Raw genomic sequence first — 24,140 nt, forward strand, 5'->3', positions numbered from 1 at the left:
CCTTCCGAGGAGTCCCATGTCCCTGTCCCCACCGCGACCGCAGCGGCGGCCGCGGGCCCGCCGCCGGCTGTCCGTCCTCGCCACCGCCGTCGTCTGCGCGCTGACCACCGGCACCGTCCTGACCGCCGCCACCCCGGCCCTCGCCCTGGTCCTCGCCCACGGCGGAGCCCACGACGACCCGGCCCCGCACGTCACCTCGCCCCGGGTGCTGGCCGAGATGCGGGACGACGAGGTCGCGGCGCTCGGCCAGGAGCACGCCGAGGAGCACGCCCGCATGCGGGCGGCCGTCCGCGGCGTCGGCGACTACCCGCAGACCACCCGAACCAACCGGCTCAAGGCGTTGACGGACTCCCAGACCAGCACCAACGCCGGTTTCGACCCGAAGGTCTTCGGCGCGTTCGACCAGTACTTCCCCTCACCCGACTTCGGCGACCACATCGCACTGCTGCCGACCGGCAAGGTGCTGGTGTTCTCGTTCGAGCGGATCGAGACCAACCCGGAGAAGGAGCCCGCGCCGACCCAGACCATCGGCAAGGAGAACGCCGGCCGGGCCTTCCTCTGGGACCCGGCGAAGGGCTACGGCAAGGACGCCTTCAAGCAGGTCACCCCGCCGATCGTCGACATGCCGGACGGGCTGAACGAGCCCCGCCCCGCCCCGTTCTTCTGCGCCGGCCACTCGTTCCTGCCCAACGGCATGCTCGGCGTCTTCGGCGGCAACCTGGGCGGCAACGGCGGCACCGGCGCCAAGCTCTCGCTGATCTTCGACCCGTGGACCGAGACCTGGACCAAGAACCCGGACATGTCGGTGGGCCGCTGGTACCCGTCCGTGGTGACCGGCGCCGACGGCCGACAGCTGATCATGTCCGGCCAGTCCGAGCTGGGCTGGGGCACCCCGACCCCGGTGGTCGAGCGCTTCCCCGCCAAGGGCTACCCGGTGCCCTCGCTCAAGACCGAGATCCCGAAGAACACCCCGGTGGACCGGTTCAAGGCGGACGCCCCGTTCACCCTGGACTACCCGCACCTGTTCTCGCTCAACGACGGCAACGTCTACGGCTTCGGCCGCCAGGCCAACGAGCAGTGGAAGTTCGACCCGGTGGCCGAGTCCCGCAGCGACCTGGCGGCCCGCCCGGACGGCCGCAAGCGCAACTACGGCTCGGCCGTCATGCTGCCGAGCGGCCCGAACGGCCCGGACTCCGCGCTGGTCCTCGGCGGCGACCGGGACAACCCGAGCACCCTGCGCTTCTCCAACGGCAGTTGGACCGCCGAGAAGTCGCGCGCGTTCGGCCGCACCCAGGACGACACCATCCTGCTGCCCGACGGCAAGCTGCTGACCGTCAACGGCGCGTACGACATCCGCGACTACGGCAACGGCCCCTACAACCCGAACGCCGACCTCAAGTACCGCCAGATCGAGCTGCGCGACGCCCAGGGCAACTGGAAGCTCGGCCCCGTCCAGCGGCTGCCGCGCGGCTACCACTCCAACGCGGTGGTCCTGCCGGACGGACGCGTCATGGTGACCGGCGACGAGCTCCAGCAGATCGCCAACAACCCGGACATCAACGGCACGGTGAGCGGCATCCCCGGCACCACGGGCCCGGTCACCATGAACGGCACCATCGAGATCTACGAGCCGGCCTACCTGCACCAGAGCAACCGGCCCTCGCTCGACCGGGCCCCGACCACACCGGTCGGCTACGACAAGAAGTTCCTGATCACCACGTCGACCCCGGAGCGCGCGGCCAAGGCCGTCCTGCTGGCGCCGACCACCGCGACCCACTCGGTCAACACCAGCCAGCGCCACATCGAGCTGCGGCTCAGCAGCCGGGCCGGCAACCGGTTGGAGTTCCAGGCGCCGCCGGACGCCAAGGCCGCGCCCCCCGGCTGGTACATGCTCTTCCTGCTCAACGACCAGGGCGTGCCCAGCGTCGCGCAGTGGGTGCAGCTCAGCTCCTCGGCCTGATCCCGGCCTCCCCCACCCATCCCACGGAGGAATCCCATGGCAACGGATCTGAGACTGCGCCAGAGCGACGAGATCCAGGGCGACGTCGTCGCCGGCTTCAAGAAGGACAACGTCACCCTGCTGTTCCTGAAGTTCGAGGACGCCGCCAGGGCCCGCGACTGGCTGCGCCGGCTCGCCCCGCAGATCGCCACCACCCGCCAGGTCGCCGAGTTCAACGCGGCGTTCAGCGAGGCCCGCAGGTCCTCGGGCGGCGACGACCCCAAGACCCTCAAGGCCACCTGGCTGGGGCTCAGCCTCACCTACGAGGGCATGCGCCAGCTCTCCGCCACCGACCCGTTCGAGCAGGCCCCGCCGGTCGGCAGCGGCCTGGAGGCGTTCAAGGAGGGCTCGGCCAAGCGGGCCGGCGCGCTCGGCGACACCGGTGACAACTCCCCGGAGAACTGGCTCTTCGGCAACGGCAAGAACCAGCCGGTGCACGCCGTGCTGACGATCGCCTCGGACACCGAGCAGGACCTCGCCGCCGCCGTCACCGCCCAGCGCGAGGCGGCCGCCGAGGCCAAGATCGTCATCATCTTCCAGCAGAACGCGAAGACCCTGCTCGGCAGCCGCCGCGGCAAGGAGCACTTCGGCTTCAAGGACGGCATCAGCGAACCCGGCATCCGCTTCTTCGACCAGCCCAGCGCGGGCAACGAGGAGGAGGTCGAGGGCCACCCGGGCACCCGGATCATCCCCGCCGGGGAGTTCGTCGTCGGCGAGCAGCCCGCCCCCGGCAGCTTCACCGACTTCCCCGCGTGGGCCCGCAACGGCTCCTTCCAGGTCGTCCGCCGGCTCTCCCAGGACGTCCCGGGCTGGTGGTCGCAGGTCTCGGTCAAGCTCAAGGAGCTCAAGCAGGCCAAGGCCGTCCCGGAGACCGCCACCGCCGAGTGGCTGGCCGCCCGGCTGGTCGGCCGCTGGCGCTCCGGCGCGCCGGTCTGCAAGCACCAGGACCGCGACGTCCCGAACGACCCGAAGGCCTCGTCGGACAACGACTTCGACTTCCGGGACGACCTGGAGGGCCTGGTCACCCCGCTCTTCTCGCACCTGCGCAAGTCCAGCCCGCGGGCCGGGCTGCAGGCCCCCAACCCCAGCCGGCCTCCGTTCGACGCCAAGGAGCTCGACGGCCGGCGGATCATGCGGCGCGGCGCGCCCTACGGGCACCCGTTCGACCCGGCCTCCGAGGGCCCCGGCGGTCCGGACGACCCGCGCGGCCTGCTCTTCGTCTGCTACCAGGCCGACATCGCACGACAGTTCGAGTTCATCCAGGCCGACTGGATCGACCAGCCGGACTTCCCGCCCGGCCGCAACCCGGTGCCCGGCAAGGACCCGGTGATCACCGAGGCCGACGACGTCGACTTCGAGAGCCGCGGCCCGGACGGCGCGATCAAGCACACCCCGCTGAACTTCCAGCAGTTCGTGCAGACCCAGGGCTCGGTCTACGCCTTCGCGCCGTCCATCAGCACCCTCAAGGCGCTCGCCGACGGGCGGCTCACCGGCCAGTCGCAGGGCCAGCAGGGCGGCCAGGTCTCCCCGCAGACGGGCAAGGGCTACCCGTGCGACGACTTCGTGGCCGTCCCGGACCAGTGGCGCAAGGGCGGGCAGAGCCAGTACTGGGCGTTCCACGGCGATCAGTGCCGCCGGATCTCGGTCGAGGACGGCGCCTCGCACACCGACCGCTCGGTGGAGCGCGACACTGCGCTGACCGGCTGGCCCTGTCTGCAGGGCATCGCGCGGATCGACTGCGTGCTGCCGATGCCCGACCTGCAGAACCCGTCCGGCAAGAGCTGGTACTGGGTGTTCCACAGCACCGGCGGCCGCCAGCAGTACCGGGCCGTCTCGATCACCTGCGGCGGCGGGAGCCACACCAACGCCGTCGAGCGCCCGGACCGCGACCTCTCGGCCTGGGGCTCGCTCAGCGGCGTCGGCCGGATGGACTGCTTCCTCCCGGTGCCCGACCAGCAGCGGGTCGGCGGCAAGAGCTGGTACTGGGCGTTCCACAGCACCGGCGGCCGCCAGCAGTACCGGCTGATCTCGGTGGCGGACGGCGCCGCGCACACCGACGTCTGCGAGCGCACCGACCGTGAACTCTCCCAGTGGGGTTCGCTGGGCGGCATCACCAAGGTGGACTGCTTCCTGCCGGTGCCCGACTGCCAGCGGGTCGGCGGCAAGAGCGAGTACTGGGTGTTCCACGGCGAGAACTACCGCCGGATCTCGGTGGCCGACGGCAGCGGCCACCCGGACCGCAAGCTCGCCGACGACCGCTCCTGCAGCGCCTGGAACTCCCTGGCCTGAGCCGGGCACCCGCGCTCCCGGTCCGCGACGCGCGCCGGGAGCGCGGTGTCGGTCCCCTGCCCTACGCTGCCGCCATGGTGACGTTCGATGAGTTCCGCGCGATGGCACTCGCCCTGCCCGAGGCCGTGCAACAGCCCACCTGGGAGATCGAGACCCTGCGGGTCCGCACGAAGATCTTCGCGATGGGCTCGCCGGACGGCACGAGCGTCAGCGTCAAGGCCTCCCACGAGGACCAGACCGAGCTGCTCGCCGGCGCGCCCGAGGTGTTCTCGTACCCCCAGTACGTCGGGCGGCACGGCTGGGTGGGCGTCCGGCTCGACCTGGTCGACCGGGAGGAGCTGCGGGAGCTGCTGACCGAGGCCTGGCGGCGCACCGCACCGAAGCGCATGGTCAGGGAGTTCGACGCGACGCAGGCCCGGTGACGCCGAAAGGACACCGGAGGTTCATGTGATCCATCCCACAGTTTGAGCGGGCCCGACACCGCGCCACGACCCCTACGCTTACCCAGGGAAGTTGGCAGTCGTACCACCCTCCGGGCCCCGCCCGCAGAACGGTCACGGGCCCCTAGGGAGTTGACGCGATGCGCCGTCGGCGGTGGAAGCGTGTACTGATCGGTGCCTTCGCGGGGTGCGCCGTGCTCGCCGATGCCGGCGCCGCCGCGGCCCAGGCCGCCGCCTCCACCGAGCAGCTGGCGATCTCCACGCCCCCGGCCGGCAGCGCCGCCTGGGTGGAGGACCACTCCTTCGGCCGCTCCCTGCCCGACCCGGCCGTCACCTCGCCGGCCGCCGCCGCGGAGTTCTTCGCCTCGCTGGCGCCCACCGAGCTGGACCGGCTGATCCAGGACTACCCGCTGGTGGTCGGCAACTTCGACGGAGCCCCGGTCGAGCTGCGCTACCGCGCCAACCGGATCGCCCTCGCCGCCGAGCGGGACCGCGCCCGGGCCCGCGCCGCCGACCGCGACCTCGACTCCGAGCTGCGCGCGCTCGCCGTCTCCCGCGCCAACGACGTCGAGCACCTGCTGGCCCCCGAGCGCCAGGTGCTGGCCTTCGACCCGCGCGGCCGCGGCCTGGTCTCCGAGGTCTGGGGCGACCTCGCGGACGCCGACCGGATCTCCGTCGTGGTGCCCGGCTCCGACGCCGACCTCGGCCACTTCGACCAGGCGGCCGAGCCGCTGCGCTCCCCCGCCGGGATGGCCCGCGCGCTGTACGCCGAGGAGCGGCGGCAGTCGCCCGGTACCCGTACCGCGGTGATCGCCTGGACCGGCTACGTCACGCCCTCCGGCCTCGGCCCGGACGCCGTCACCTCCCGGCTCGCCGACGTCGGCGCGCCCCGGCTGGAGCGGCTGCTCGCCGGGCTCAAGGAGACCACCCGGCCGGACGCGCCGCCGTCGCTGCTCTGCCACTCCTACGGCTCGGTGGTCTGCGGCAGCGCGGCCCCCGAGATCCCCCGGGCGGCCGCCTCGCCGTCCGACACCTCCGGAGTCACCGACCTGATGGTGTTCGGCAGCCCCGGCATGGGCGTGCAGAGCACCGCCGAGCTGGGCACCGGCGTGCACGTCTGGGCCACCCGCAACGGCAGCGACTGGATCGGCAACGTGCCGTACCTGGAGGTGGGCGGGCTCGGCCACGGCGCCGACCCGACCTCGGCCGAGTTCGGCGCCGAGCAGATCTCCTCGGCCCGCTCCTCCGGCCACAACGGCTACTTCACCGAGGGCACCGACAGCCTGCACAACTTCGCGGCCATCTCGCTCGGCCACTACGAGGACGTGGTCCGGCCCGTTCCCGAGGCCTGAGCCCGGGGCGGGTCAGTGCGGCTGGTCCTGGTAGAGCCGGACGGCTTCGGCGGCGGCCCGGGCCAGCTCCCGCCGGGCGGCCGGCGGCGAGAGCACCTCGGCGTCCGGCCCGAAGGAGAGCAGCGCGCGGACGGCCGGCAGGGCCTGGAAGCCCATCGCGAGCTCGACCCACTCGTCCGGGGCCCCGGCGCCCGACTCGGGCGGCGGCGCCGTGAGCCGGCCGCCGTGGATCCGGACGAACAGGTCCAGCCGCCCGCGCCGCACCCGGACCTTCACCGGCACCTCCTTCGGCAGCCGCTCCACCTGTTCGCGCAGCACCGCCCACACCTCGCCCAGGCCCAGCCCCGGACGGCGGCGCACCGGCTCCTCGGTGGCCTCGGCCACGAGCACCCGGTCGGCCCGGAACAACCGGGGCTCACCGCGCAGATCGGCCACCAGGTACCAGACGGCGGCCTTGCTGACCAGGCCGTACGGGTCGACGGTGTACTCGACCGGGGCCGGTGTGCCGCTGTGCCGGTAGCGCAGCCGCAGCCGGCGGTCGGCGAAGACGGCGTACTGCAGCTCACCGAGGTCCGGCCCGGCGGGTGCGCCGGCCTGGAGCCAGCGGGCCGGGTCCACCAGGATCCGCTCGCTGATCCGCTCGGCGGCCGGGCGGTGCGGGGCGGGCAGCGCGGCCATCACCTTGCGCAGCGCCGAGCCGAGCGCGCCGTCCAGCCCGAGGTCGCTGTGCGCGCCCTGGGCGGAGAGCACGAACAGGGCCCGGGCCTCGTCGGCGGTCAGACCGCTGACGTCGGTGCGGTAGCCGGGCAGCAGGGCGATCCCGCCGTGCCGGCCGCGCTCGGTGTAGACCGGCACGCCGGCCGACGAGAGCGCCTCGACGTCGCGGTAGATGGTGCGGACCGACACCTCCAGGCGCTCGGCCAGTTCGGTGGCGGACACCTGGCCGCGGGTCTGGAGCAACAGCAGGATCGAGAGCAGGCGGTCGGCCTTCATGGGACGAGGATTTCAGAAAACCTGACGCCGGTTGTCAGGTTTTACCGGGAGATTGCCTCCAGAGAGCCGAACCCCCTTCGCACCGATGGAGCCGATCCCGCATGGACACCACCCAGGACCCCCGCCCGCTGTACCTGCTCGCGCTCGGCCAGCTGGAGAAGCTGATCGCCGAGGTGACCCCGGAGGCGCTGGGACGCCCCACCCCGTGCACCGAGTACGACCTGCGGCAGCTGCTCAGCCACGTGGTCGGCGGCGTGCACCGGCTCGCCTACATCGGCGAGGGCGGCCGGGCCGAGGACGTCGTGGCGGCCACCGGCGAACTGGCCGACGACGCCTGGCCGGCCGCCCTCGACCGGGCCCGCACCCGGGCCGTCGCCGCCTGGGCGGACGACGCCAAGCTGGACCGCCCCGCCGTCGCCCCCTGGGGCGAGGTCCCCGGCCGGGCCGCGCTGGGCGGCTACGTGATGGAGGCGGTCACGCACTCCTGGGACATCGCGCGGGCGCTCGGCAGCGGCCTCGCCCTGGACGAGCAGCTGGCGCTGACCGCGCTGGCGATCGCCGAGGCCGTGCTGCCGGCCGAGTACCGCGGCGGTCCGGTCCCGTTCGGCGCGGTGCGGCCCGCGCCGGCCGGTGCCGACGCCTACACCCGGCTGGCGGCCTTCCTGGGCCGCGAGGTCTGACCCCCTCCCGGCGCCGGGAGGGGCGGGCGCCCCTCCCGGCGGGCCGCTCGTGGCCGTTCGGGGCCGTTCGCGGCGACGAGCGGCCGGTTCGCCGCTACTCGCCGCCCGGCTGCTCGCGGCCGACCGAGGTGAAGGCCATGTCCGGGTAGCGGTCACCCGCCACCCGGCCGGCGAGCGGCTCCAGCACGGCCAGCTCCGCCGCGGTGAGCCGCAGCGTCGCGGCGGCCGTGTTCTCGGCGAGCCGCTCGCGCCGGCGGGTCCCCGGGATCGGCACCACGGTCAGGCCGTGCACCTCGGCCTGCTGGTGCACCCAGGCCAGCGCCACCTGCGCGGCGGTGGCCCCGCGGGCCGCCGCGATCTCCCGCAGCGGCTCGACCAGCGCGCGGTTGGCCACCGCGTTGGCGCCGCTGAACCGCGGCTGGGTCCGCCGGATGTCGTCCGCGGCCAGCTCCTCCGCCGCGGCGAACGAGCCGGTCAGGAAGCCGCGTCCGAGCGGGGAGTACGGCACGAAGGCGACGCCCAGCTCGGCCGCGGCCGCGACGGCGGAGCGCTCGACGTCCCGGGCGAAGACCGACCACTCGGACTGCAGGGCGGCGATCGGGTGCACCGCGTGCGCCTCGCGCAGCTCGGCCCCGGTCACCTCGGAGAGTCCGAGGTGGCGCACCTTGCCGGCCGCCACCAGCTCGGCCATCGCGCCGACCGACTCGGCGATCGGCACGGCCGGGTTCCGCCGGTGCATGTAGTAGACGTCGATCACGTCCAGCCCGAGCCGGCGCAGCGAGGCGTCCGCCGCGGCGCGGATGTACGCCGGTTCGTTGCGGACGCCCCGGTACGCCGGGTCGTCCGCCCGGCGCTCGACGCCGAACTTGGTGGCGAGCACCAGCTCGTCCCGGTGGGCGCGGACGAAGGGGCCGATCAACTCCTCGTTGCGGCCGGCGCCGTACTGGTCGGCGGTGTCGAGGAGGGTGACGCCGGCCGCCAGGGCGGCGTCCAGGGTGGCGAGCGCCTCGGCGGTGTCGGTCGGGCCGTAGAACTCGCTCATGCCCATGCAGCCGAGGCCCTGGACACCGACGACCGGTCCGTCCTGGCCGAGCCGGACGGTCGGGAGGGTGGGGAGAGTCATGCGCTCTGCTTCCTTCTCTGCGGGCCGTCCGCCGGGTCGCCGCCGTCCGCCGGGTCGGTGCGGTCGGCCGGGTCGGTGCGGTCGGCCGGGTCGGTGCGGTCGGCCGGGTCGGTGCGGTCGGCGATCTTCCCGGCGTACAGGTCGATCTTGTAGTCGATGACGGCGAGGGTGGCGTGCAGGTCGGCGATCCGCTGCCGCACCTCCTCGCGGTGGGCGAGCAGCAGGTCCCGCCGGTCCTCCAGGGTCCGCTCGCCCCGGCGGGCCAGCTCCACGTACCGGAGCATGTCGGCGACCGTCATGCCGGTCAGCCGCAGCCGGCCGAGGAAGGCCAGCCGGTGCAGATCGGTGTCGCGGTAGCGGCGCTGGCCGGAGGCGGAGCGGTCGACCGGGTCGAGCAGGCCGATCCGCTCGTACCAGCGCAGCGTGTGGGCGGTCAGTCCGCTGGCCGCCGCCACCTCGCTGATGGTGTGCCGAGGGGTCCGGTCCGGTTCGCCGACCGGCGCGTTGAACACATCGGAGCAGGTCCGCAGGTCGACGTGGATCGGTGCGAGCGTTGCCATGATCAGTACCCCCGGTGGTGAGCGGTGACGACGACGCTAGTGAGTTGGAGTGCACTCCAAGCAAGCCTGCCATCCGGGTGTTCCCGGCACCCGGCCGCGGCCGCCCGTTAGAGTCGGCGCCATGGAGAGCTTGCGGATGATCGAGACCTGGCCGGTGCCCAACGCCGCCGCGGCGGTGGTGCGGGGCGCGGACGGCGCCGTCCTGGGCGGGCACGGCCCGCAGCAGCACCTGTTCCCGCTGGCGTCGGTGACCAAGCTGCTCACCTCGTACGCCGTGCTGGTCGCCGTCGAGGAGGGCGTCTTCGAGCTGGACGACCCGGCCGGGCCGGCCGGCTCGACCGTGCGCCACCTGCTGGCCCACACCTCGGGCCTGGCCTTCGACGAGCACCGGGTGATGGCCGAGCCGGGCAACCGCCGGCTCTACTCCAACGCCGGCTTCGACGTGCTGGCGCAGACCCTCCAGCAGGCCTCGGGCATCGAGTTCGGCCGTTACGCCGCCGAGGCCGTGTTCGAGCCGCTCGGGATGCACGCGACACTGATCAACACCGCGCACAAGTCGCCCGCCGGCGCCGGCGGCCTCTCCACGGTGGCGGACCTCGCGCTGTTCGCGGCCGAGCTGCAGTCGCCCAAGCTGCTGGACCCGTCCACCCTGCGCGCGGCCACCCGTGAGGTCGCCTTCCCCGGAACGAGCGGCGTGCTGCCGGGCTTCGGCCACCGCCGGCCGAACGACTGGGGCCTCGGCTTCGAGATCCGGGACGGCAAGGCGCCGCACTGGACGGGTACCACCAACTCTCCGGCCACCTTCGGCCACTTCGGGCAGTCCGGCACCTTCCTCTGGGTGGACCCGGAGGCGGGGGTGGCCTGCGTCGCGCTCACCGACCGGGACTTCGGGCCGTGGGCCGCCGAGGTCTGGCCCGTCCTCGGCGACGCCGTCCTGGCCGAACTGCGCGGCTGAGCCCCGGGGGGCGGGCCCCGGCCGGGGCCCGCCCTCAGCCGTACGAGACCGGCGAGTGCATCTCCCAGAGCAGCAGACGGGCGCCGTCCTCGCCGGCCGTCGGGTCGGCGAAGGCCTCGCCGGTGATCCGGACGCTGTCGCCAGGCACCATCGAGCGGCCGCCGCCCTGCGGCCCCGGCACCGTCCGGTAGCCCAGCGAGCCGTCCGTCAGGTGCGCGTACCGCCAAGCGGCGGGCGGGAGTTGGGGCAGCGGCTGCCAGGGGTCGGCGGTGGCCAGCCAGAGTGCGGCGTCACTGCGGCGCAGCCGCAGGGCGTCCGTCCCGGCGTCCCGCTCCAGCCCGGAGGCGAGCAGCGTCAACCCGCCGTCCGCCGGTACCACCCGGCGCAGCCCGTACACCGGGGGCACGTCGAACACGTCCGGCTGGAGCCACATCTGGACGAAGCGGACCGGCCCGCCGGCGCCGCCGACGTTGCGCTCGGTGTGGCTGACGCCGGAGCCCGCGCCCAGGTACTGGAGCATGCCGGGGCGGACCACGCCGCTGTGGCCCCGGGAGTCCCGGTGCGCCAGCGCGCCCTCCAGGACCCAGGTGAGGATCTCGGTGTCCCGGTGCTTGTGCTCGTCGAACCCCGCCCCGGGGGCGAGCAGTTCCTCGTTGCAGGCGAGCAGCGCGCCGAAGTGGGTGTTCTTCGGGTCGTAGTGACCGGCGAAGGAGAACGCGTGTCTGGTCTCGATGCCCTCGGCCGGGGTGGAGCGGTAGCGCTCGGCGGTGCGGCGCAGGTCGGCGCGGGGGCGGGCGGGGGCGTCGGTCACGGGCCCCACGGTAGCGCGGCCGAGGGCCCGTTCCCGGGCACTGCGGGCCCGGCGCCGACGCTCCGGCGCCGACCCTGCGAGCGGGAGGCGCCCCCGCCGGCGCGAGACTGTGACGGTTGCCACCGCGGCGCTGCGCCGGGGGGTGTGCACGAGCAGTCACTCCGGTGAGGCAGTCTTGTCCTTGTGCCAGCCGCCTCCGCGAACTCCAAGAACGATCCGACCGCCAAGCCCGACAAGAACGGGAAGAGCCCGACGCCCGGCTCCGGCCGGGACCGGCCCGGTCGGGCGGCGCCACGCCTGACCGCGCAGGAGCGCAGACTCGCGGCCGAGCGGGCCGAACGGCGGGCCGCGACGCTCAAGCGACTGGAGAAGTCCTCGGGCAAACTGGCCACCGCCGCGATCGCGCGGATGGACGACCAGCTCGGCTGGTACCGGCGGATGCCGCCGGAGCACCGCTCCTGGATCGGCCTGGTCGCCCAGGCCGGCATCGCCGCCTTCACCGAGTGGTACCGCCACCCGGACGCCCCGCAGGCGATCTCCACCGACGTCTTCGGCACCGCTCCGCGCGAGCTGACCCGGGCCATCACGCTGCGCCAGACCGTCGAACTCATCCGCACCACCATCGAGGTGATGGAGGAGGCCATCGAGGAGGTGGCCTCCCCCGGCGACGAGGCGGACATGCGCGAGTCCGTCCTGGTCTACGCCCGGGAGATCGCCTTCGCCACCGCCCAGGTGTACGCCCAGGCCGCCGAGGCGCGCGGGGCCTGGGACGCCCGGCTGGAGGCACTGGTCGTCAACTCGCTGCTCTCCGGCGACGCCGACGAGGGGGTGCTCTCGCGGGCCGCCGCGCTCGGCTGGGGCCAGCCGAGCCAGGTCCGGGTGGTGATGGGCAGCGCCCCGGACGGCGACAGCGAGCTGGTGGTGGAGGCGATCCGCCGGGCCGCCCGCTACGCCAAACTGCACGTCCTGACCGGGGTGCTCGGCAAGCGCCTGGTCGTGGTGGTCGGCGGCGAGAAGGAGCCGGTGCACGCGGCCCGGGCGCTGATCGGCCAGTTCGCGCCGGGCCCGGTGGTGGTCGGCCCGACCGTGCCCGACCTGCTGTCGGCGACCCGCTCGGCGCACGCCGCCGCGGCCGGCCTGCGGGCCTGCGCCGCCTGGCCGGACGCCCCGCGCCCGGTCCTGGCCGACGACCTGCTGCCCGAGCGGGCGCTCGCCGGCGACCAGGCGGCCCGCCGTCAGCTGGTGGAGGAGATCTACACACCGCTCGACGAGGCCGGTTCGGCACTGCTGGAGACCTTGAGTGTCTACCTGGAGCAGGCCTCCTCCCTGGAGGGAGCCGCCCGGATGCTCTTCGTTCACCCCAACACGGTGCGCTACCGGCTCCGACGTGTGACAGACGTCACGGGCTACGCTCCCTCCGACGTACGTTCGGCGTTCACGCTGCGTATCGCACTGGCGCTGGGCCGACTCACCGCGGCCGGGGAGCAGAGTTGACCCCGATGTAGGGAACTGACAATCCCGGATGCTTTTCTTCGTTACCGTCGCCTACCCGCCCCCGGGCGCCTGGCGAGAGAGGGTTGAACCGTGCTCGTAATCGTCGCCCCTGGACAGGGTGCCCAGTCCCCCGGTTTCCTCAGCCCCTGGCTGGAGCTCGACGGTGTCACCGACCGCCTTCGCGGCTGGTCGGAGGTCGCCGGGCTCGACCTGGTGCACGCCGGTACGGAGGCGTCCGCCGAGGAGATCAAGGACACCGCCGTCGCCCAGCCGCTGCTGGTCGCGGCCGGCCTGGTGACCGCCCGTGCGCTGTTCCCGGACGAGGACCGCGCCCGTGCGCTGGTCGGCGCCGTGGCCGGCCACAGCGTCGGTGAGATCACCGCCGCCGCCGGCGCCGGGGTGCTGTCCGCCCATGACGCGCTGACCTTCGTCCGTGAGCGCAGCCTGGCGATGGCCGAGGCCGCCGCCGCCACCGAGACCGGCATGCTCGCCGTCCTCGGCGGCGACCCGGAGGTGGTGGCCGCCAAGCTGGCGGAGCACGGCCTGACCCCGGCCAACAACAACGGCGGCGGTCAGATCGTCGCGGCCGGCACGCTGGCCCAGCTGGAGGCCCTGAAGGCCGACCCGCCGCCCGTCTCCCGTCTGATCGGCCTCAAGGTGGCCGGCGCCTTCCACACCGAGCACATGGCGCCCGGTGTCGAGCGGCTGGCCAAGCTGGCCCCGACGCTGGCCGTCGCGGACCCGAAGGTCACCTACGTGTCCAACCGGGACGGCGAGGTCGTGACCGACGGCACCGAGGTGCTGAACCGCCTGGTCTCGCAGGTCTCCAACCCGGTCCGCTGGGACCTCTGCATGGAGACCCTGCAGCAGCTGGGCGCGACCGCCGTCATCGAGCTCGCCCCCGCGGGTACCCTCACCGGACTGGTCAAGCGCAACCTCAAGGGTGTGGCGACGCTTGCCCTCAAGACCCCCGCCGATCTGGACAAGGCCCGTGAGCTCGTCGCGGAGCACGGCGGTCAGGATCAGGAGAACAAGGCATGAGCCAGCCCCAGATCAAGCCCGTCACCGGCGCCCTGTACTCGCGCATCCACGGTGTCGGCGGCTACCGCCCGGTCCGGGTGATCCCGAACTCCGAGGTCCTCAACTGGATCGACTCCTCGGACGAGTGGATCCGCACCCGCAGCGGGATCGCCGAGCGCCGCTGGGCCGGCCCGGAGGAGTCCGTCGCCGAGATGTCGGTGCAAGCCGCCGGCAAGGCCATCGCGCACGCCGGGATCAGCCCCGACCAGATCGGCGGCGTGATCGTCGCGACCGTCTCGCACCTCAAGCAGACCCCCGCGATCGCCACCGAGATCGCCGAGCGGCTGGGCTGCGGCACCGCCCCGGCCTTCGACATCTCGGCCGCCTGCGCCGGCTTCGGCTACGGTCTGGGCCTGGCCGACGGCATGATCCGCGGCGGCAGCGCCGAGTACGTGCTGGTGATCGGCGTGGAGCGGCTCAGCGACCTGACCGACCAGTCGGACCGCTCGACCGCCTTCATCTTCGGTGACGGCGCCGGCGCCGCGATCGTCGGCCCGTCCGACACGCCCGGCATCGGCAAGGTCATCTGGGGCTCGGACGGCTCCCAGAAGGACGTCATCTCGCAGACCCAGGCCTGGGACACCGCCTTCGGCAAGGCGGACGCCGTCAACGGCGTCGGCGAGGCCCACGAGGACGGTCGCGGCAAGTGGCCGGCCCTGCGCATGGAGGGCCAGTCGGTCTTCCGCTGGGCGGTCTGGGAGATGGCCAAGGTGGCCCAGCAGGCGCTCGACGCCGCCGGGATCACCGCCGACCAGCTCGGCGCGTTCATCCCCCACCAGGCCAACATGCGCATCACCGATGCCATGATCAAGGCGCTGAAGCTGCCCGAATCGGTGCCCGTCGCCCGCGACATCACCGAGACCGGCAACACCTCCGCGGCCTCCATCCCACTGGCGATGGAACGCATGCTGGAGAGCGGCGAGGCCCGCAGCGGCGACCTCGCGCTGATCATCGGGTTCGGGGCGGGTCTGGTCTACGCGGCAGCAGTCGTTACGCTCCCCTAGGCAACTTTCGCCTCACCCATCCACAAGCCTGCGTCCGTCCGCCGGGCGGCCGCATTCAACACCGAAGAGGAGCAGCCAGTATGGCTACCAAGGACGAGGTCCTGGAAGGTCTCGCTGAGATCGTCAACGAGATCGCCGGCATCCCGACCGAGGACGTCGAGGTCGACAAGTCCTTCACCGACGACCTGGACGTCGACTCGCTGTCCATGGTCGAGGTCGTCGTGGCCGCCGAGGAGCGCTTCGACGTGAAGATCCCGGACGACGAGGTCAAGAACCTGAAGACCGTCGGCGACGCGGTGGACTACATCCTCGCCAACGCCTGAGCGTTCGACTCGTTCGACGCCTGACGTCGGCCGGCTCCCGCAGCCGGCCGACACGCCGGCCGGGCCGCCCCACCGGGCGCCCGGCCGGGCCATCCACGGCTCGCCGCCGAACCCCGCACAAACGTGAGAGAAGAAGATCCAGTGACCGCTGAAAACCGTACCGTGGTCGTCACGGGTATCGGCGCCTTCACGCCGCTGGGCGGCGACGCCGCCACCACCTGGGAGAACCTGGTCGCCGGGCGCTCCGGAGTGGCTGCCCTGACCGAGGAGTGGGCCGCCGAGCTGCCCGTCCGGATCGCCGCGCGCACCGCGGTCGAGCCGGGCGAGATCCTCCCCCGTCCGCTGGCCCGCCGGCTGGACCGCTCGGCGCAGTTCGCGCTGATCGCGGCCCGCGAGGCCTGGGCCGACGCCGGCTACGAGACCCCGGCCACCGACGACTCCTCCAAGCTCGCGCCGGAACGCCTGGGCGCCGTGATCGCCTCGGGCATCGGCGGTGTCACCACCCTGCTCGACCAGTACGACGTCCTGAAGGACAAGGGCGCCCGCAAGGTCTCCCCGCACACCGTCCCGATGCTGATGCCCAACTCCCCGGCGGCCAACGTCGGCCTGGAGGTCGGCGCCCGCGCGGGTGTGCACACCCCCGTCTCCGCCTGCGCCTCCGGCGCCGAGGCGATCGGCTACGCGATCGAGATGATCCGCTCCGGCCGCGCCGACGTCGTGGTGGCCGGCGGCACCGAGGCGGCGATCCACCCGCTGCCGATCGCCGCCTTCGCCAACATGATGGCGATGTCCAAGAACAACGACGACCCCGAGCGCGCCTCGCGCCCGTACGACAAGGGCCGCGACGGCTTCGTGCTCGGCGAGGGCGCGGGCGTGGTCGTGCTGGAGTCGGTCGAGCACGCCGAGGCGCGCGGTGCCCGGATCTACTGCGAGGCGGTGGGCCAGGGCCTGTCCTCGGACGCCCACCACATCGCCCAGCCCGAGCCGACCGGTGCCGGTGTGGCCCGCGCGCTGGCCGACCTGTTCGACCGCAACCCGCTGGACAAGGCCGAGATCGTGCACGTCAACGCGCACGCCACCTCGACCCCGCAGGGCGACACGGCCGAGCTGAAGGCGCTGCGCAAGGAGCTCGGCGAGCACCTCGACCACATCGCCGTCTCGGCCACCAAGTCGATGACCGGCCACCTGCTGGGCGGCGCCGGCGGCATCGAGACCGTCGCCACCGTGCTGGCCCTGTACAACCGGATCGCCCCGCCGACCATCAACGTCGACGAGCTGGACGACGACGTGGACGCGGACATCGTCCGGGACGAGCCGCGCAAGCTGCCCGAGGGCCGGATCGCGGCGCTGAACAACTCGTTCGGCTTCGGCGGCCACAACGTGGTGCTGGCCTTCCGCACCGTCTGAGGTCCGCTCCGGAGCCCATGACGAAGGGGTCGCCGCTCGTGACGAGCGGCGACCCCTTCGTCGTGCACCGGACCGCCCGGGCCCGGGCGGTCCGGGCTCAGACCACCTGGTGCAGCCAGCGCACCGGGGCGCCCTCGCCGGCGTAGCGGAAGGGCTCCAGTTCGTCGTCCCAGGGCTTGCCGAGCAGCCGGGAGATCTCCGCCTCCAGGTCGGCCCCCTCGCTGCGGGCCCGCAGCAGGACGGCGCGGAGCCGGTCCTCGGGGATCAGGATGTCGCCGTGGATGCCCGTGACGGCATGGAAGATGCCGAGCGCGGGCGTGCTGCTGTACCGCTCGCCCTCCGCGGTGGCGCAGGGCTCACTGGTGACTTCGTACCGCATCAACTGCCAGCCGCGCAGCGCGGAGGCGAGCTTCGAGGCCGTACCGGGCTCCCCCTGCCAGGAGAGCTCGGCCCGCCAGTGCCCGGGCGCGGCCGGCTGGCGGATCCAGTCCAGACTCACCCGCACACCGAGCACCCCCGCGACGGCCCACTCGACGTGCGGGCACAGCGCGCGGGGCGCGGAGTGGACGTACAGGACTCCACGTGTCGTCACCGGGACCTCCAGGCTGTGGACGAGGGTCGCCTTCCCCAGCTGCCTCGCGTTCGCGCCTGTAGTTGATCCACAGTTACCCACGTTAGCCGACATTAAGCCACTAAATTGAGCAAAACGGACAGGCTTTCGCTCAATGCTAATCGAATCCCCAACGAGGTCCACCCCTCGGTGGGATCTCTCCCCCGAACGGCCCCATCGTGAGGCGGGACCACCGTACCGCGCCGCCCCGCACGATGGATGACGCACTTTCGGATCCGACCGGAATGCGGTAGTGCGGCCCGGTCCCCTGCGCCCGGTACGCAAACCGCCCCGCGCCCGGGAGGGCGGCGGGGCGGTTGATCCACTGACCCGGCGTCAGCCGTCCAGGCGGACCACCATCTTGCCGGTGTTGGCACCGCGCAGCAGGTCCAGGAAGGCCTCCGCGGTGTTCTCGAAGCCGTCCACCACGGTCTCCTCGTGGCGCAGCTTGCCCTCCCGCAGCCAGCCGCCGACCTCGGCGACGAACTGCGGCTGCAGGGCGGCGTGGTCGCGCACCAGCATGCCCTCCAGGCGCAGCCGCTTGCCGATCGCCTGCGCCAGGTTGCGCGGGCCCGCCGGGGCGGTGGTGTCGTTGTACTGCGCGATCGCGCCGCAGAGCACCGCGCGGCCGTGCACGTCGAGCGCGCCGATCGCGGCCTCCAGGTGGTCACCGCCGACGTTGTCGAAGTAGACGTCGATGCCGTCCGGGGCCGCCTTGGCGAGCTGCTCGTGGACCGGGGCGTCCTTGTAGTTGAACGCGGCGTCGAAGCCGTACTCGTCGACCAGCTTGGCGACCTTCTCGGCCGAGCCGGCCGAACCGACCACCAGCGAGGCGCCCTTGAGCCGGGCGATCTGGCCGACGATCGAGCCCACGGCGCCGGCCGCGCCGGAGACGAAGACCCGGTCGCCCTCCTTGAGGGCGCCGACCGCCAGCAGACCCGCGTAGGCGGTCAGGCCGGTCATGCCGAGCACGCCCAGGTAGGCGGGCAGCGGCGCGGCCGCGGGGTCGACCTTCACGGCGCGCTCGGCGGGCAGCGTGGCGTACTCGCGCCAGCCCAGGCCGTGCAGCACGGCGTCGCCCGGGGCGAAGCCCTCGGCCGCGGAGGCGACCACGTAGCCGACCGCGCCGCCGTCCATCGGCTCGCCGAGCTGGAACGGCGGGGCGTAGGACTTCACGTCGTTCATCCGGCCGCGCATGTAGGGGTCGACCGAGAGGTAGGTGTTGCGCACCAGGATCTCGCCGGGGCCCGGGGTCCGGACCGGCGCCTCGACCAGGGCGAAGTCCGTCGGGACCGGCCAGCCCTGCGGACGGGCGACGAGGTGCCATTCGCGGGCGGTGGCGGGCGCTGCCTGCTCTGCCATCGGTGGTGCTCCTTGAGGTTTCTGGGTGGTCCCCCGGTGATACCGCTCGACCTGAAAGGTTGAGCGACTGAAGTAACGATGGACATGAAAGGTTCATGTTGTCAACTGTTCAGGTAGACTGTCACCCATGGACACCCAGCCGACCGGGGCCGCCACGCCGCAGCCCGACGAGATCACCCGTGAGGTCGTCGACCTGATGGCCAATCTGGTCGCGCTCTTCCACCGCGAGTACGAGGAGGCCGCCGCCGCCCGCTCGCTCACCGGCGCCCAGGCCAAGGTCCTCGCCCTGCTGCGGCGCGGGCCGATGCCGATGCGCCACATCGCCCAGACGCTCAGCTGCGAGCCCTCCAACATCACCGGCATCGTCGACCGCCTGGAGTCGCGCGGCTTCGTGACCAGGGAGGCCGACCGGCAGGACCGCCGGGTCAAGCTGGTCGCCGCCACCGAGACCGGCTCGGCCGCCTCGGAGGAGCTGCGCGAGTCGCTGAACTTCGCCCGCGAACCGCTGGCCGCGCTCGGCCCGGACGAGCGGACGGCCCTGCGCGACCTGCTCCGCCGGATGCTGGCGGGCGCCTCCGGGCCCGGCGCGTGAGCAGCATCACAGCCCCGGCGGCCGAATTGGCCGGCCGTCGGCTGTAACCGAACACTCTCCCGAGTCGTCTAAGGTTCGAGACTTGGCACCGGCCCTCCCACGGCCGGTGCGCGCAGGAACGACACCAGAAGACGGGGGGCCGGGGAGGATGAGCAGCAGCACGCGCCGACGGCGCATCGTACGGACCGCCGTGGGGCTCGCCGCCGTTCTGGTGCTGTCCGTCGCAGGGGCCGGCGCGTGGTTCTACCACCGGCTGGACAGCAACATCACCACCTTCGACGCGGGCGGCGTCGCCACCGAGCGGCCCCCGGCCCCCGTCCCGGTCACCCCGGGCGCCTCCGTTCCGGTCAACGTCCTGCTGCTCGGCTCGGACACCCGGGACGACGGCAACGCCGACCTCGGCGGCGGCGAGGAGGGCGTCGGCCACTCGGACACCGCGATCCTGCTGCACGTCTACGCCGACCACAAGCACGCCGTCGGCGTCTCGATCCCCCGTGACGCGCTGGTCACCATCCCGTCCTGCAAGCTGCCGAGCGGCAAGTGGACGGAGCCCCGGACGAACCAGATGTTCAACTCGGCGTTCACCATAGGCCAGTTCCCCCAGGGGAACCCGGCCTGCACGCAGAACACCGTCGAGGCGCTCACCGGCCTGCGGATCGACCACACCATCGTGGTCGACTTCAAGGGCGTCGCCGCGATGACCGAGGCGATCAACGGCGTGGACGTCTGCGTCCCGAACGACGTGAACTCGCACAACATCAAGCTCAGGAAGGGCATGCAGAAGCTCTCCGGGCAGCCCGCGGTGGACTACCTGCGGGCGCGGTACGGCTTCGGCGACAACTCCGACATCGGGCGGATGAAGCGCCAGCAGGCCTTCCTCTCCGCGATGATCAGCAAGATCCAGGGCCTCGGCTTCTCGCTGCCGACCCTGCTCCCGCTGGCCGACGCCGCCACCCGCTCGCTCACCGTGGACGAGGGCCTGGGCACCGCGATGAAGCTGGTGGACTTCGCCCAGTCGCTGCAGAGCATCAAGCTCTCCGACATCACCTTCGTCACCACCCCGTGGCGCTTCGCCGGCGACCGGGTCGCCCTGGTCCACCCGGACGTCGACACCCTCTGGAAGCTGCTGCGGGAGGACCGCACGCTGGACGGCCAGAGCACCGGACAGCTGGCCGACCCGGGCGGCGCGTCCCCCTCCCCGGCCGGCTCCACCGCCCCCGCCGCCTCGCCCACCGCGCTCTCCCCCGAGCAGGCGGCGGTGCCGATCACCGTGGTCAACGGCGTCGGCACCCCGGGGCTGGCCGGGAAGGGCGCGGAGGCGGTCCGCGCCAAGGGCTTCCAGAACGTCGCCCTGGACGCCACCAGCGGCAGCCGGCTGCGCACCGAGATCGCCTACGCCCCGGACCTCAAGGCCGTCGCCGACCAGCTGGCGCTGGTCTTCCCGCAGGCCCGCACGGTCGAGGAGCCGGGCGCCGAGGGGATCACCGTCACGCTGGGCCGCGACTACCACCCGACGGCCGCCACCGGGATCGACGCCGCCGGCGCCCCGGCCCGGCCGACCACCGGCCGGACCGCCACCCCGAACGCCGGCCCGAACGCCGGCCCGACGACCGTACCGAGCGGCGTCCCGACCGGCATCGCCGAGAACGCCCGCGGCGCCGACACCGACCCCTGCGCCAACCTGACCTTCGGCTAGGACCCCCGACCGTGTCCCGGCAGACCGGGCACCCGGCACGACCGGCCGGACAGGGCCTACCCCCCGTCCCGGCCGCTCCGCGGCGGGTCGGGCAGCCCGGTGACCACGGCGGTCAGCCGGGTGCCCGCCGGGAAGGCGCCGGCGGCGGCCAGCTCCGTCAGGGCGGCGAGCAGCTTGGCGACGTAGCGGTGCTCCAACGCGATCCCGTGGCGCTGCTCGAAGCGCTCGGCGAAGGCGGCGAGCGCGGCCGGCACCTTGCCGTAGCCGCCGCCGTGGTGGTCGTGGTCGATCCGCCAGTTGTCGAACTCCCGGCCGTACGCGGCCCGGTGCAGCCGGCCGACCTCGCCCTCCAGGTACCCGGCGCCGCCGCGGAGCACCGCCACGCCGAGCGCCCGCGCGCCCGGCGGCAGTCCGGCCGCGATGCCGGCGAGGGTGCCGCCGGTGCCGACCGGGCAGCAGACCACGTCCCGCTCGCCGAGGTCGGGCAGCTCCGCCGGGACGGCCGCCACGCCGATCGCCGCCAGGGCGTTGGAGCCGCCCTCCGGCAGCACCAGGCAGGGGCCCCAGCGCCGTTGCAGAGCGGCCTCGACCTCGGCGTCGGCGGCCCAGGCACCGGCCGTCCCCCGGTACGCCGAGCGGGACAGGAAGGCCAGCCGCATCCCCGCCGCCTCGGCCGCCCGCAGCGACCAGTTGCGCGGAGCAGCGGCCAGCTCCTCGCCCCGGACCAGCCCGACGCTCTCCAGCCCGAGCGCGCCGGCGGCCACCGCGACCGCCCGCAGATGGGTGGAGTAGGCCCCGCCGAAAGTCAGCAGCCGGGTGTGCCCCTGCGCGCGGGCCGCCGCCAGGTTGGGCGCGAGCTTGCGCCACTTGTTGCCCGGCACCGCGGGGTGCAGCAGGTCGTCGCGCTTGAGCCGCAGCTCCACGCCGACGCGCGCCAGCGCCTCGTCGGTGCAGTCCGTCAGCGGGGTGGGCAGCAGTGCGGGTTCGAGCATCGGGCCAGGATACGGAGGGGCCGCGCGGCCGGATATGACGCGCTCATACCAAGAGAAGGTCAAGGGCGGGAAATCCCGGTCCACCCGGATGCCCCCGGCGTGCTGCGCACACCCACCCATGATTCACACTGGTACCGGTCGGAATATTCATACCGACTGCTCAATAGTCTCAAATTTTCAGCATGATTATGGGGGAACCATGTCGGTCGCGACACCGGTGAGAACCGCGGACAAACCCGAAGTGACAGGACGGGGCGCCGGCGAGCGGAACCGGCGCCCCGCCTCCTGGCTCCGACGTCCGGACGCCCCGCAGCTCCGGCTCATCGCGGCACTCTTCCTGCTCCCCCCGCTGCTCCACCTGGCCTCGGCCGACCTGGTGACCTTCGCGCTCGTCTGGTTCGCCGCCGCGTCGCTGATCCGCTCCCGGGCCACCGCCTTCGACCGGATGATGATCTCCGGCGGCCTGCTGATCGGCTGGGCCTGCGCACTCAGCCTGCTGACCAGCTACTGGCCCTGGGGCCTCCACCCGGTGGCGCTGGCCGAGGCCACCGCCGTCCTGCTGGCCGCCGTCCTGCTCGTCCAGGGCCCCCGGCCGGCCGGCCGGCGCGTCCCGCTCCGCGACCGGCTCCGCCTGCTGGTCCCCACCCGGGACCTCCCGCTGCTGTTCTCCGTCGCCGCGTCCTGCGCGTTCCTGCTGTACCCGGTCGTCCGCCGGGACGCCCTCGGTCGCCTGGCCACCGTCATCAGCGCCGAGGACCTCGCCCGGCACGCCGCGCTCTACGACACCATCCTGCGCCTGGGCGGCCTCACCTCCCTGCACCAGGGCGAGGCGGCCGAGACCGTCACGCTGGGCCTCGGGACCTACCCGCAGGGCAGCCACCTGACGATGGCCGTGATCACCAGCTTCCTGCACGGCGGCACCGACCGGGGCCCGGCGATCACCCAGATCTCGCTCTTCGTGGCGCTGTTCACCCTGGTCACCGCAGGCCTCACGGCGGCCGTCCTGTGGGCGGTGCAGCGGGCCGCCGGTCCGGCCCTGCGCGGCTGGCGGGGCCTTGCCCTCGCCGTACCGACGGCCGTCTACCTGGTCGTCGCCGAGCTGCCCCGGATGCACGCCCGGGGCTTCCTGAGCGAGATCTTCGCGCTCGGGCTGCTCGCCCTGCTGGTCGGCCTGGCGATCCGGCCGCTCAGCCGCGTCCGGGAACAGCTCGTGGCGCTCGCGGCCCTGACGGTCGGTGTCTCCTTCGGCCACTACCTGCTGCTGCCGGCCGCCGCCGCCACCGTGTTCGCCTGGGCGGTCGTGCACCGGCGCGGCTGGCGCCGGCACTGGCCGACCGCACTGGCCGTCTCGGCGACGGCCGGCGTCCTCGCGCTGTTCCCGCCGCTCGTCAACGCCCAGTCGGCCGGGTCGGCGGACGTGCTGACCCTGCCCGGCGGCATCGGCCCGGTCGGCCGGAACCTGCTCATGCCCCTCGTGGTCGCCGCCTTCGCGGCCCTGCTGACCAGGCGTTCGCTCGCCGACAAGCCCCGCCGGGTCGCCCTGATCACCCTCGCCGCGATCTCGGCGCTCTGCTTCGGCGTGATGGAGTACCAGCTGACCGTGGTCGGCAAGACCTCCTACTTCTACGAGAAGATGATCCACCAGCTGCTGGTGATCGGGGTGATCTCCTTCGGGGCTGCCCTGCTGCCGATGCTCGGCCGCCGGGTGATCGCCGGCCGGAGCGACCGGACGGCGCCGGGTGCGCACCGGACCCCGGCCGCCCGGCTGCGCACCGGGGTGGCCCTGCTGACGGCCACGGGCTGCCTGGGCTTCGCCGTCCTCGGCAACGCCAACCCCGAGGGCGGCCCGCCGGGCTGGCCGGGCAGCCCCGGGCGGACGCTGCTGCGCGGTGACGACTCCCAGCCGGAGATCGCCCGGCGGATCGCCGCGATCGACGCCCAGCACCCCCGGGACGGCCGGGTTCCGGTCTCGCTCGCCGGCACCCGCGTCTGGAGGGAGGACAAGGAGGACTGGGGCTCGGCCGAGGACAACATCTGGCTCAGCGTGCTGAACCGGAACCAGGGCAGTGCCTGGGAGGCGTGGGTCTGGGCGCTCAGCCGCCACAGCGCCGTGGAGGTGGTGGAGTTCGCCGCCTCCTCGCGGACCCCGCTGCGGTTCTACGTCGACGACGCCTCGCAGCTGCTCGCGGACCTCAAGACCCTGACGGCCGGCGGCAGGTACCCGGAGCTGGCGGTCTCCGTCCTCACCCCCGACGGCGACGGCGACCTGACCGTCCAGCCGCTCAAGTCCGGCTGAGCCGCGGACGCCGCACCCGGGCCGTGGGGCCGTCACCGGACCCGGTGACGGCCCCGCGCCGCTGCCGCCCGCCCGGGCAGCG

General features: G+C 73.4%; 20 protein-coding genes and 1 pseudogene. 14 read left to right on the forward strand and 7 right to left on the reverse strand.

Features of this window, described 5'->3' with window-relative positions; all coding sequences use genetic code 11:
* The first annotated feature begins 16 nt into the window (after window positions 1-16).
* The 4 genes from ACWDRR_RS06590 (at window position 17) to ACWDRR_RS06605 (ending at window position 6,080) form a co-directional block, all read left to right on the forward strand.
* On the forward strand, window positions 17-1,960 hold the full coding sequence (locus tag ACWDRR_RS06590; protein ID WP_449771075.1) for a galactose oxidase-like domain-containing protein: 1,944 nt from the start codon (window positions 17-19) through the stop codon (window positions 1,958-1,960).
* Window positions 1,961-1,996: 36 nt separating this feature from the next.
* A complete protein-coding gene (locus ACWDRR_RS06595) occupies window positions 1,997-4,288 on the forward strand; it encodes a Dyp-type peroxidase (RefSeq protein ID WP_449771076.1) in 2,292 nt (763 codons plus the stop codon).
* Window positions 4,289-4,362: 74 nt separating this feature from the next.
* On the forward strand, window positions 4,363-4,710 hold the full coding sequence (locus ACWDRR_RS06600) for an MmcQ/YjbR family DNA-binding protein (protein ID WP_449771077.1): 348 nt from the start codon (window positions 4,363-4,365) through the stop codon (window positions 4,708-4,710).
* Between the two features lie 158 nt (window positions 4,711-4,868).
* The gene (locus tag ACWDRR_RS06605; protein WP_449771078.1) at window positions 4,869-6,080 is read left to right on the forward strand and encodes an alpha/beta hydrolase; all 1,212 of its coding nucleotides are present in this window, start codon (window positions 4,869-4,871) and stop codon (window positions 6,078-6,080) included.
* Between the two features lie 12 nt (window positions 6,081-6,092).
* Here the strand turns inward: ACWDRR_RS06605 and ACWDRR_RS06610 are convergent, their stop codons facing one another.
* Window positions 6,093-7,073: a helix-turn-helix transcriptional regulator gene (locus ACWDRR_RS06610; protein ID WP_449771079.1), complete on the reverse strand. Its 981-nt coding sequence runs from the start codon at window positions 7,071-7,073 to the stop codon at window positions 6,093-6,095.
* Between the two features lie 101 nt (window positions 7,074-7,174).
* Between ACWDRR_RS06610 and ACWDRR_RS06615 the strand changes: the two genes are divergently transcribed.
* A complete protein-coding gene (locus ACWDRR_RS06615; protein ID WP_449771080.1) occupies window positions 7,175-7,753 on the forward strand; it encodes a TIGR03086 family metal-binding protein in 579 nt (192 codons plus the stop codon).
* Between the two features lie 94 nt (window positions 7,754-7,847).
* Here ACWDRR_RS06615 and ACWDRR_RS06620 read toward each other — a convergent pair whose 3' ends face one another.
* Together ACWDRR_RS06620 and ACWDRR_RS06625 are read right to left on the reverse strand one after the other, a co-directional pair.
* Window positions 7,848-8,876: an aldo/keto reductase gene (locus ACWDRR_RS06620; RefSeq protein ID WP_449771081.1), complete on the reverse strand. Its 1,029-nt coding sequence runs from the start codon at window positions 8,874-8,876 to the stop codon at window positions 7,848-7,850.
* 128 nt (window positions 8,877-9,004) lie between these two features.
* Window positions 9,005-9,436, reverse strand: a pseudogene (locus ACWDRR_RS06625) (MerR family transcriptional regulator); the annotation flags it as partial.
* Between the two features lie 121 nt (window positions 9,437-9,557).
* On the opposite strand from ACWDRR_RS06625, the gene ACWDRR_RS06630 reads away from it, so the two are divergent.
* Window positions 9,558-10,391, forward strand: coding sequence for a serine hydrolase domain-containing protein (locus tag ACWDRR_RS06630; RefSeq protein WP_449771082.1), 834 nt, complete (start codon window positions 9,558-9,560; stop codon window positions 10,389-10,391).
* A 34-nt stretch (window positions 10,392-10,425) separates the two neighbouring features.
* Here the strand turns inward: ACWDRR_RS06630 and ACWDRR_RS06635 are convergent, their stop codons facing one another.
* Window positions 10,426-11,202, reverse strand: a complete 777-nt coding sequence (locus ACWDRR_RS06635; RefSeq protein ID WP_449771083.1) for a pirin family protein — start codon at window positions 11,200-11,202, stop codon at window positions 10,426-10,428.
* Between the two features lie 297 nt (window positions 11,203-11,499).
* On the opposite strand from ACWDRR_RS06635, the gene ACWDRR_RS06640 reads away from it, so the two are divergent.
* The 5 genes from ACWDRR_RS06640 (at window position 11,500) to fabF (ending at window position 16,510) form a co-directional block, all read left to right on the forward strand.
* Entirely contained in the window at window positions 11,500-12,696 is a 1,197-nt protein-coding gene (locus ACWDRR_RS06640) for a PucR family transcriptional regulator (protein WP_449771241.1), read from the forward strand.
* Between the two features lie 90 nt (window positions 12,697-12,786).
* Window positions 12,787-13,737: an ACP S-malonyltransferase gene (locus ACWDRR_RS06645; RefSeq protein ID WP_449771084.1), complete on the forward strand. Its 951-nt coding sequence runs from the start codon at window positions 12,787-12,789 to the stop codon at window positions 13,735-13,737.
* Entirely contained in the window at window positions 13,734-14,780 is a 1,047-nt protein-coding gene (locus ACWDRR_RS06650; protein ID WP_449771085.1) for a beta-ketoacyl-ACP synthase III, read from the forward strand. The genes ACWDRR_RS06645 and ACWDRR_RS06650 overlap by 4 nt, the downstream gene beginning before the upstream one ends.
* Window positions 14,781-14,860: 80 nt before the next feature.
* Window positions 14,861-15,103: an acyl carrier protein gene (locus ACWDRR_RS06655; protein WP_329487501.1), complete on the forward strand. Its 243-nt coding sequence runs from the start codon at window positions 14,861-14,863 to the stop codon at window positions 15,101-15,103.
* Between the two features lie 141 nt (window positions 15,104-15,244).
* Window positions 15,245-16,510: a beta-ketoacyl-ACP synthase II gene (gene fabF / locus ACWDRR_RS06660; RefSeq protein ID WP_449771086.1), complete on the forward strand. Its 1,266-nt coding sequence runs from the start codon at window positions 15,245-15,247 to the stop codon at window positions 16,508-16,510.
* 97 nt (window positions 16,511-16,607) lie between these two features.
* Here the strand turns inward: fabF and ACWDRR_RS06665 are convergent, their stop codons facing one another.
* Together ACWDRR_RS06665 and ACWDRR_RS06670 are read right to left on the reverse strand one after the other, a co-directional pair.
* Window positions 16,608-17,102, reverse strand: coding sequence for a DUF3145 domain-containing protein (locus ACWDRR_RS06665; protein ID WP_380571081.1), 495 nt, complete (start codon window positions 17,100-17,102; stop codon window positions 16,608-16,610).
* 354 nt (window positions 17,103-17,456) lie between these two features.
* Window positions 17,457-18,482: an NADP-dependent oxidoreductase gene (locus ACWDRR_RS06670; protein WP_449771087.1), complete on the reverse strand. Its 1,026-nt coding sequence runs from the start codon at window positions 18,480-18,482 to the stop codon at window positions 17,457-17,459.
* Between the two features lie 127 nt (window positions 18,483-18,609).
* On the opposite strand from ACWDRR_RS06670, the gene ACWDRR_RS06675 reads away from it, so the two are divergent.
* Both ACWDRR_RS06675 and ACWDRR_RS06680 read left to right on the forward strand, forming a co-directional pair.
* Window positions 18,610-19,074, forward strand: coding sequence for a MarR family winged helix-turn-helix transcriptional regulator (locus ACWDRR_RS06675; RefSeq protein ID WP_329487507.1), 465 nt, complete (start codon window positions 18,610-18,612; stop codon window positions 19,072-19,074).
* Between the two features lie 148 nt (window positions 19,075-19,222).
* Complete coding sequence (locus ACWDRR_RS06680) at window positions 19,223-20,770, forward strand: LCP family protein (RefSeq protein WP_449771088.1); 1,548 nt, start codon at window positions 19,223-19,225, stop codon at window positions 20,768-20,770.
* A 56-nt stretch (window positions 20,771-20,826) separates the two neighbouring features.
* On the opposite strand, the gene ACWDRR_RS06685 is transcribed toward ACWDRR_RS06680, so the two are convergent.
* A complete protein-coding gene (locus ACWDRR_RS06685) occupies window positions 20,827-21,762 on the reverse strand; it encodes a 1-aminocyclopropane-1-carboxylate deaminase/D-cysteine desulfhydrase (protein ID WP_449771089.1) in 936 nt (311 codons plus the stop codon).
* A gap of 241 nt (window positions 21,763-22,003) precedes the next feature.
* Here ACWDRR_RS06685 and ACWDRR_RS06690 point away from each other — a divergent pair, with 241 nt between their 5' ends.
* Window positions 22,004-24,058: a hypothetical protein gene (locus ACWDRR_RS06690; protein ID WP_449771090.1), complete on the forward strand. Its 2,055-nt coding sequence runs from the start codon at window positions 22,004-22,006 to the stop codon at window positions 24,056-24,058.
* The last annotated feature ends 82 nt before the right edge of the window (window positions 24,059-24,140 follow it).

The organism is Kitasatospora sp. NPDC003701, from assembly GCF_053587085.1.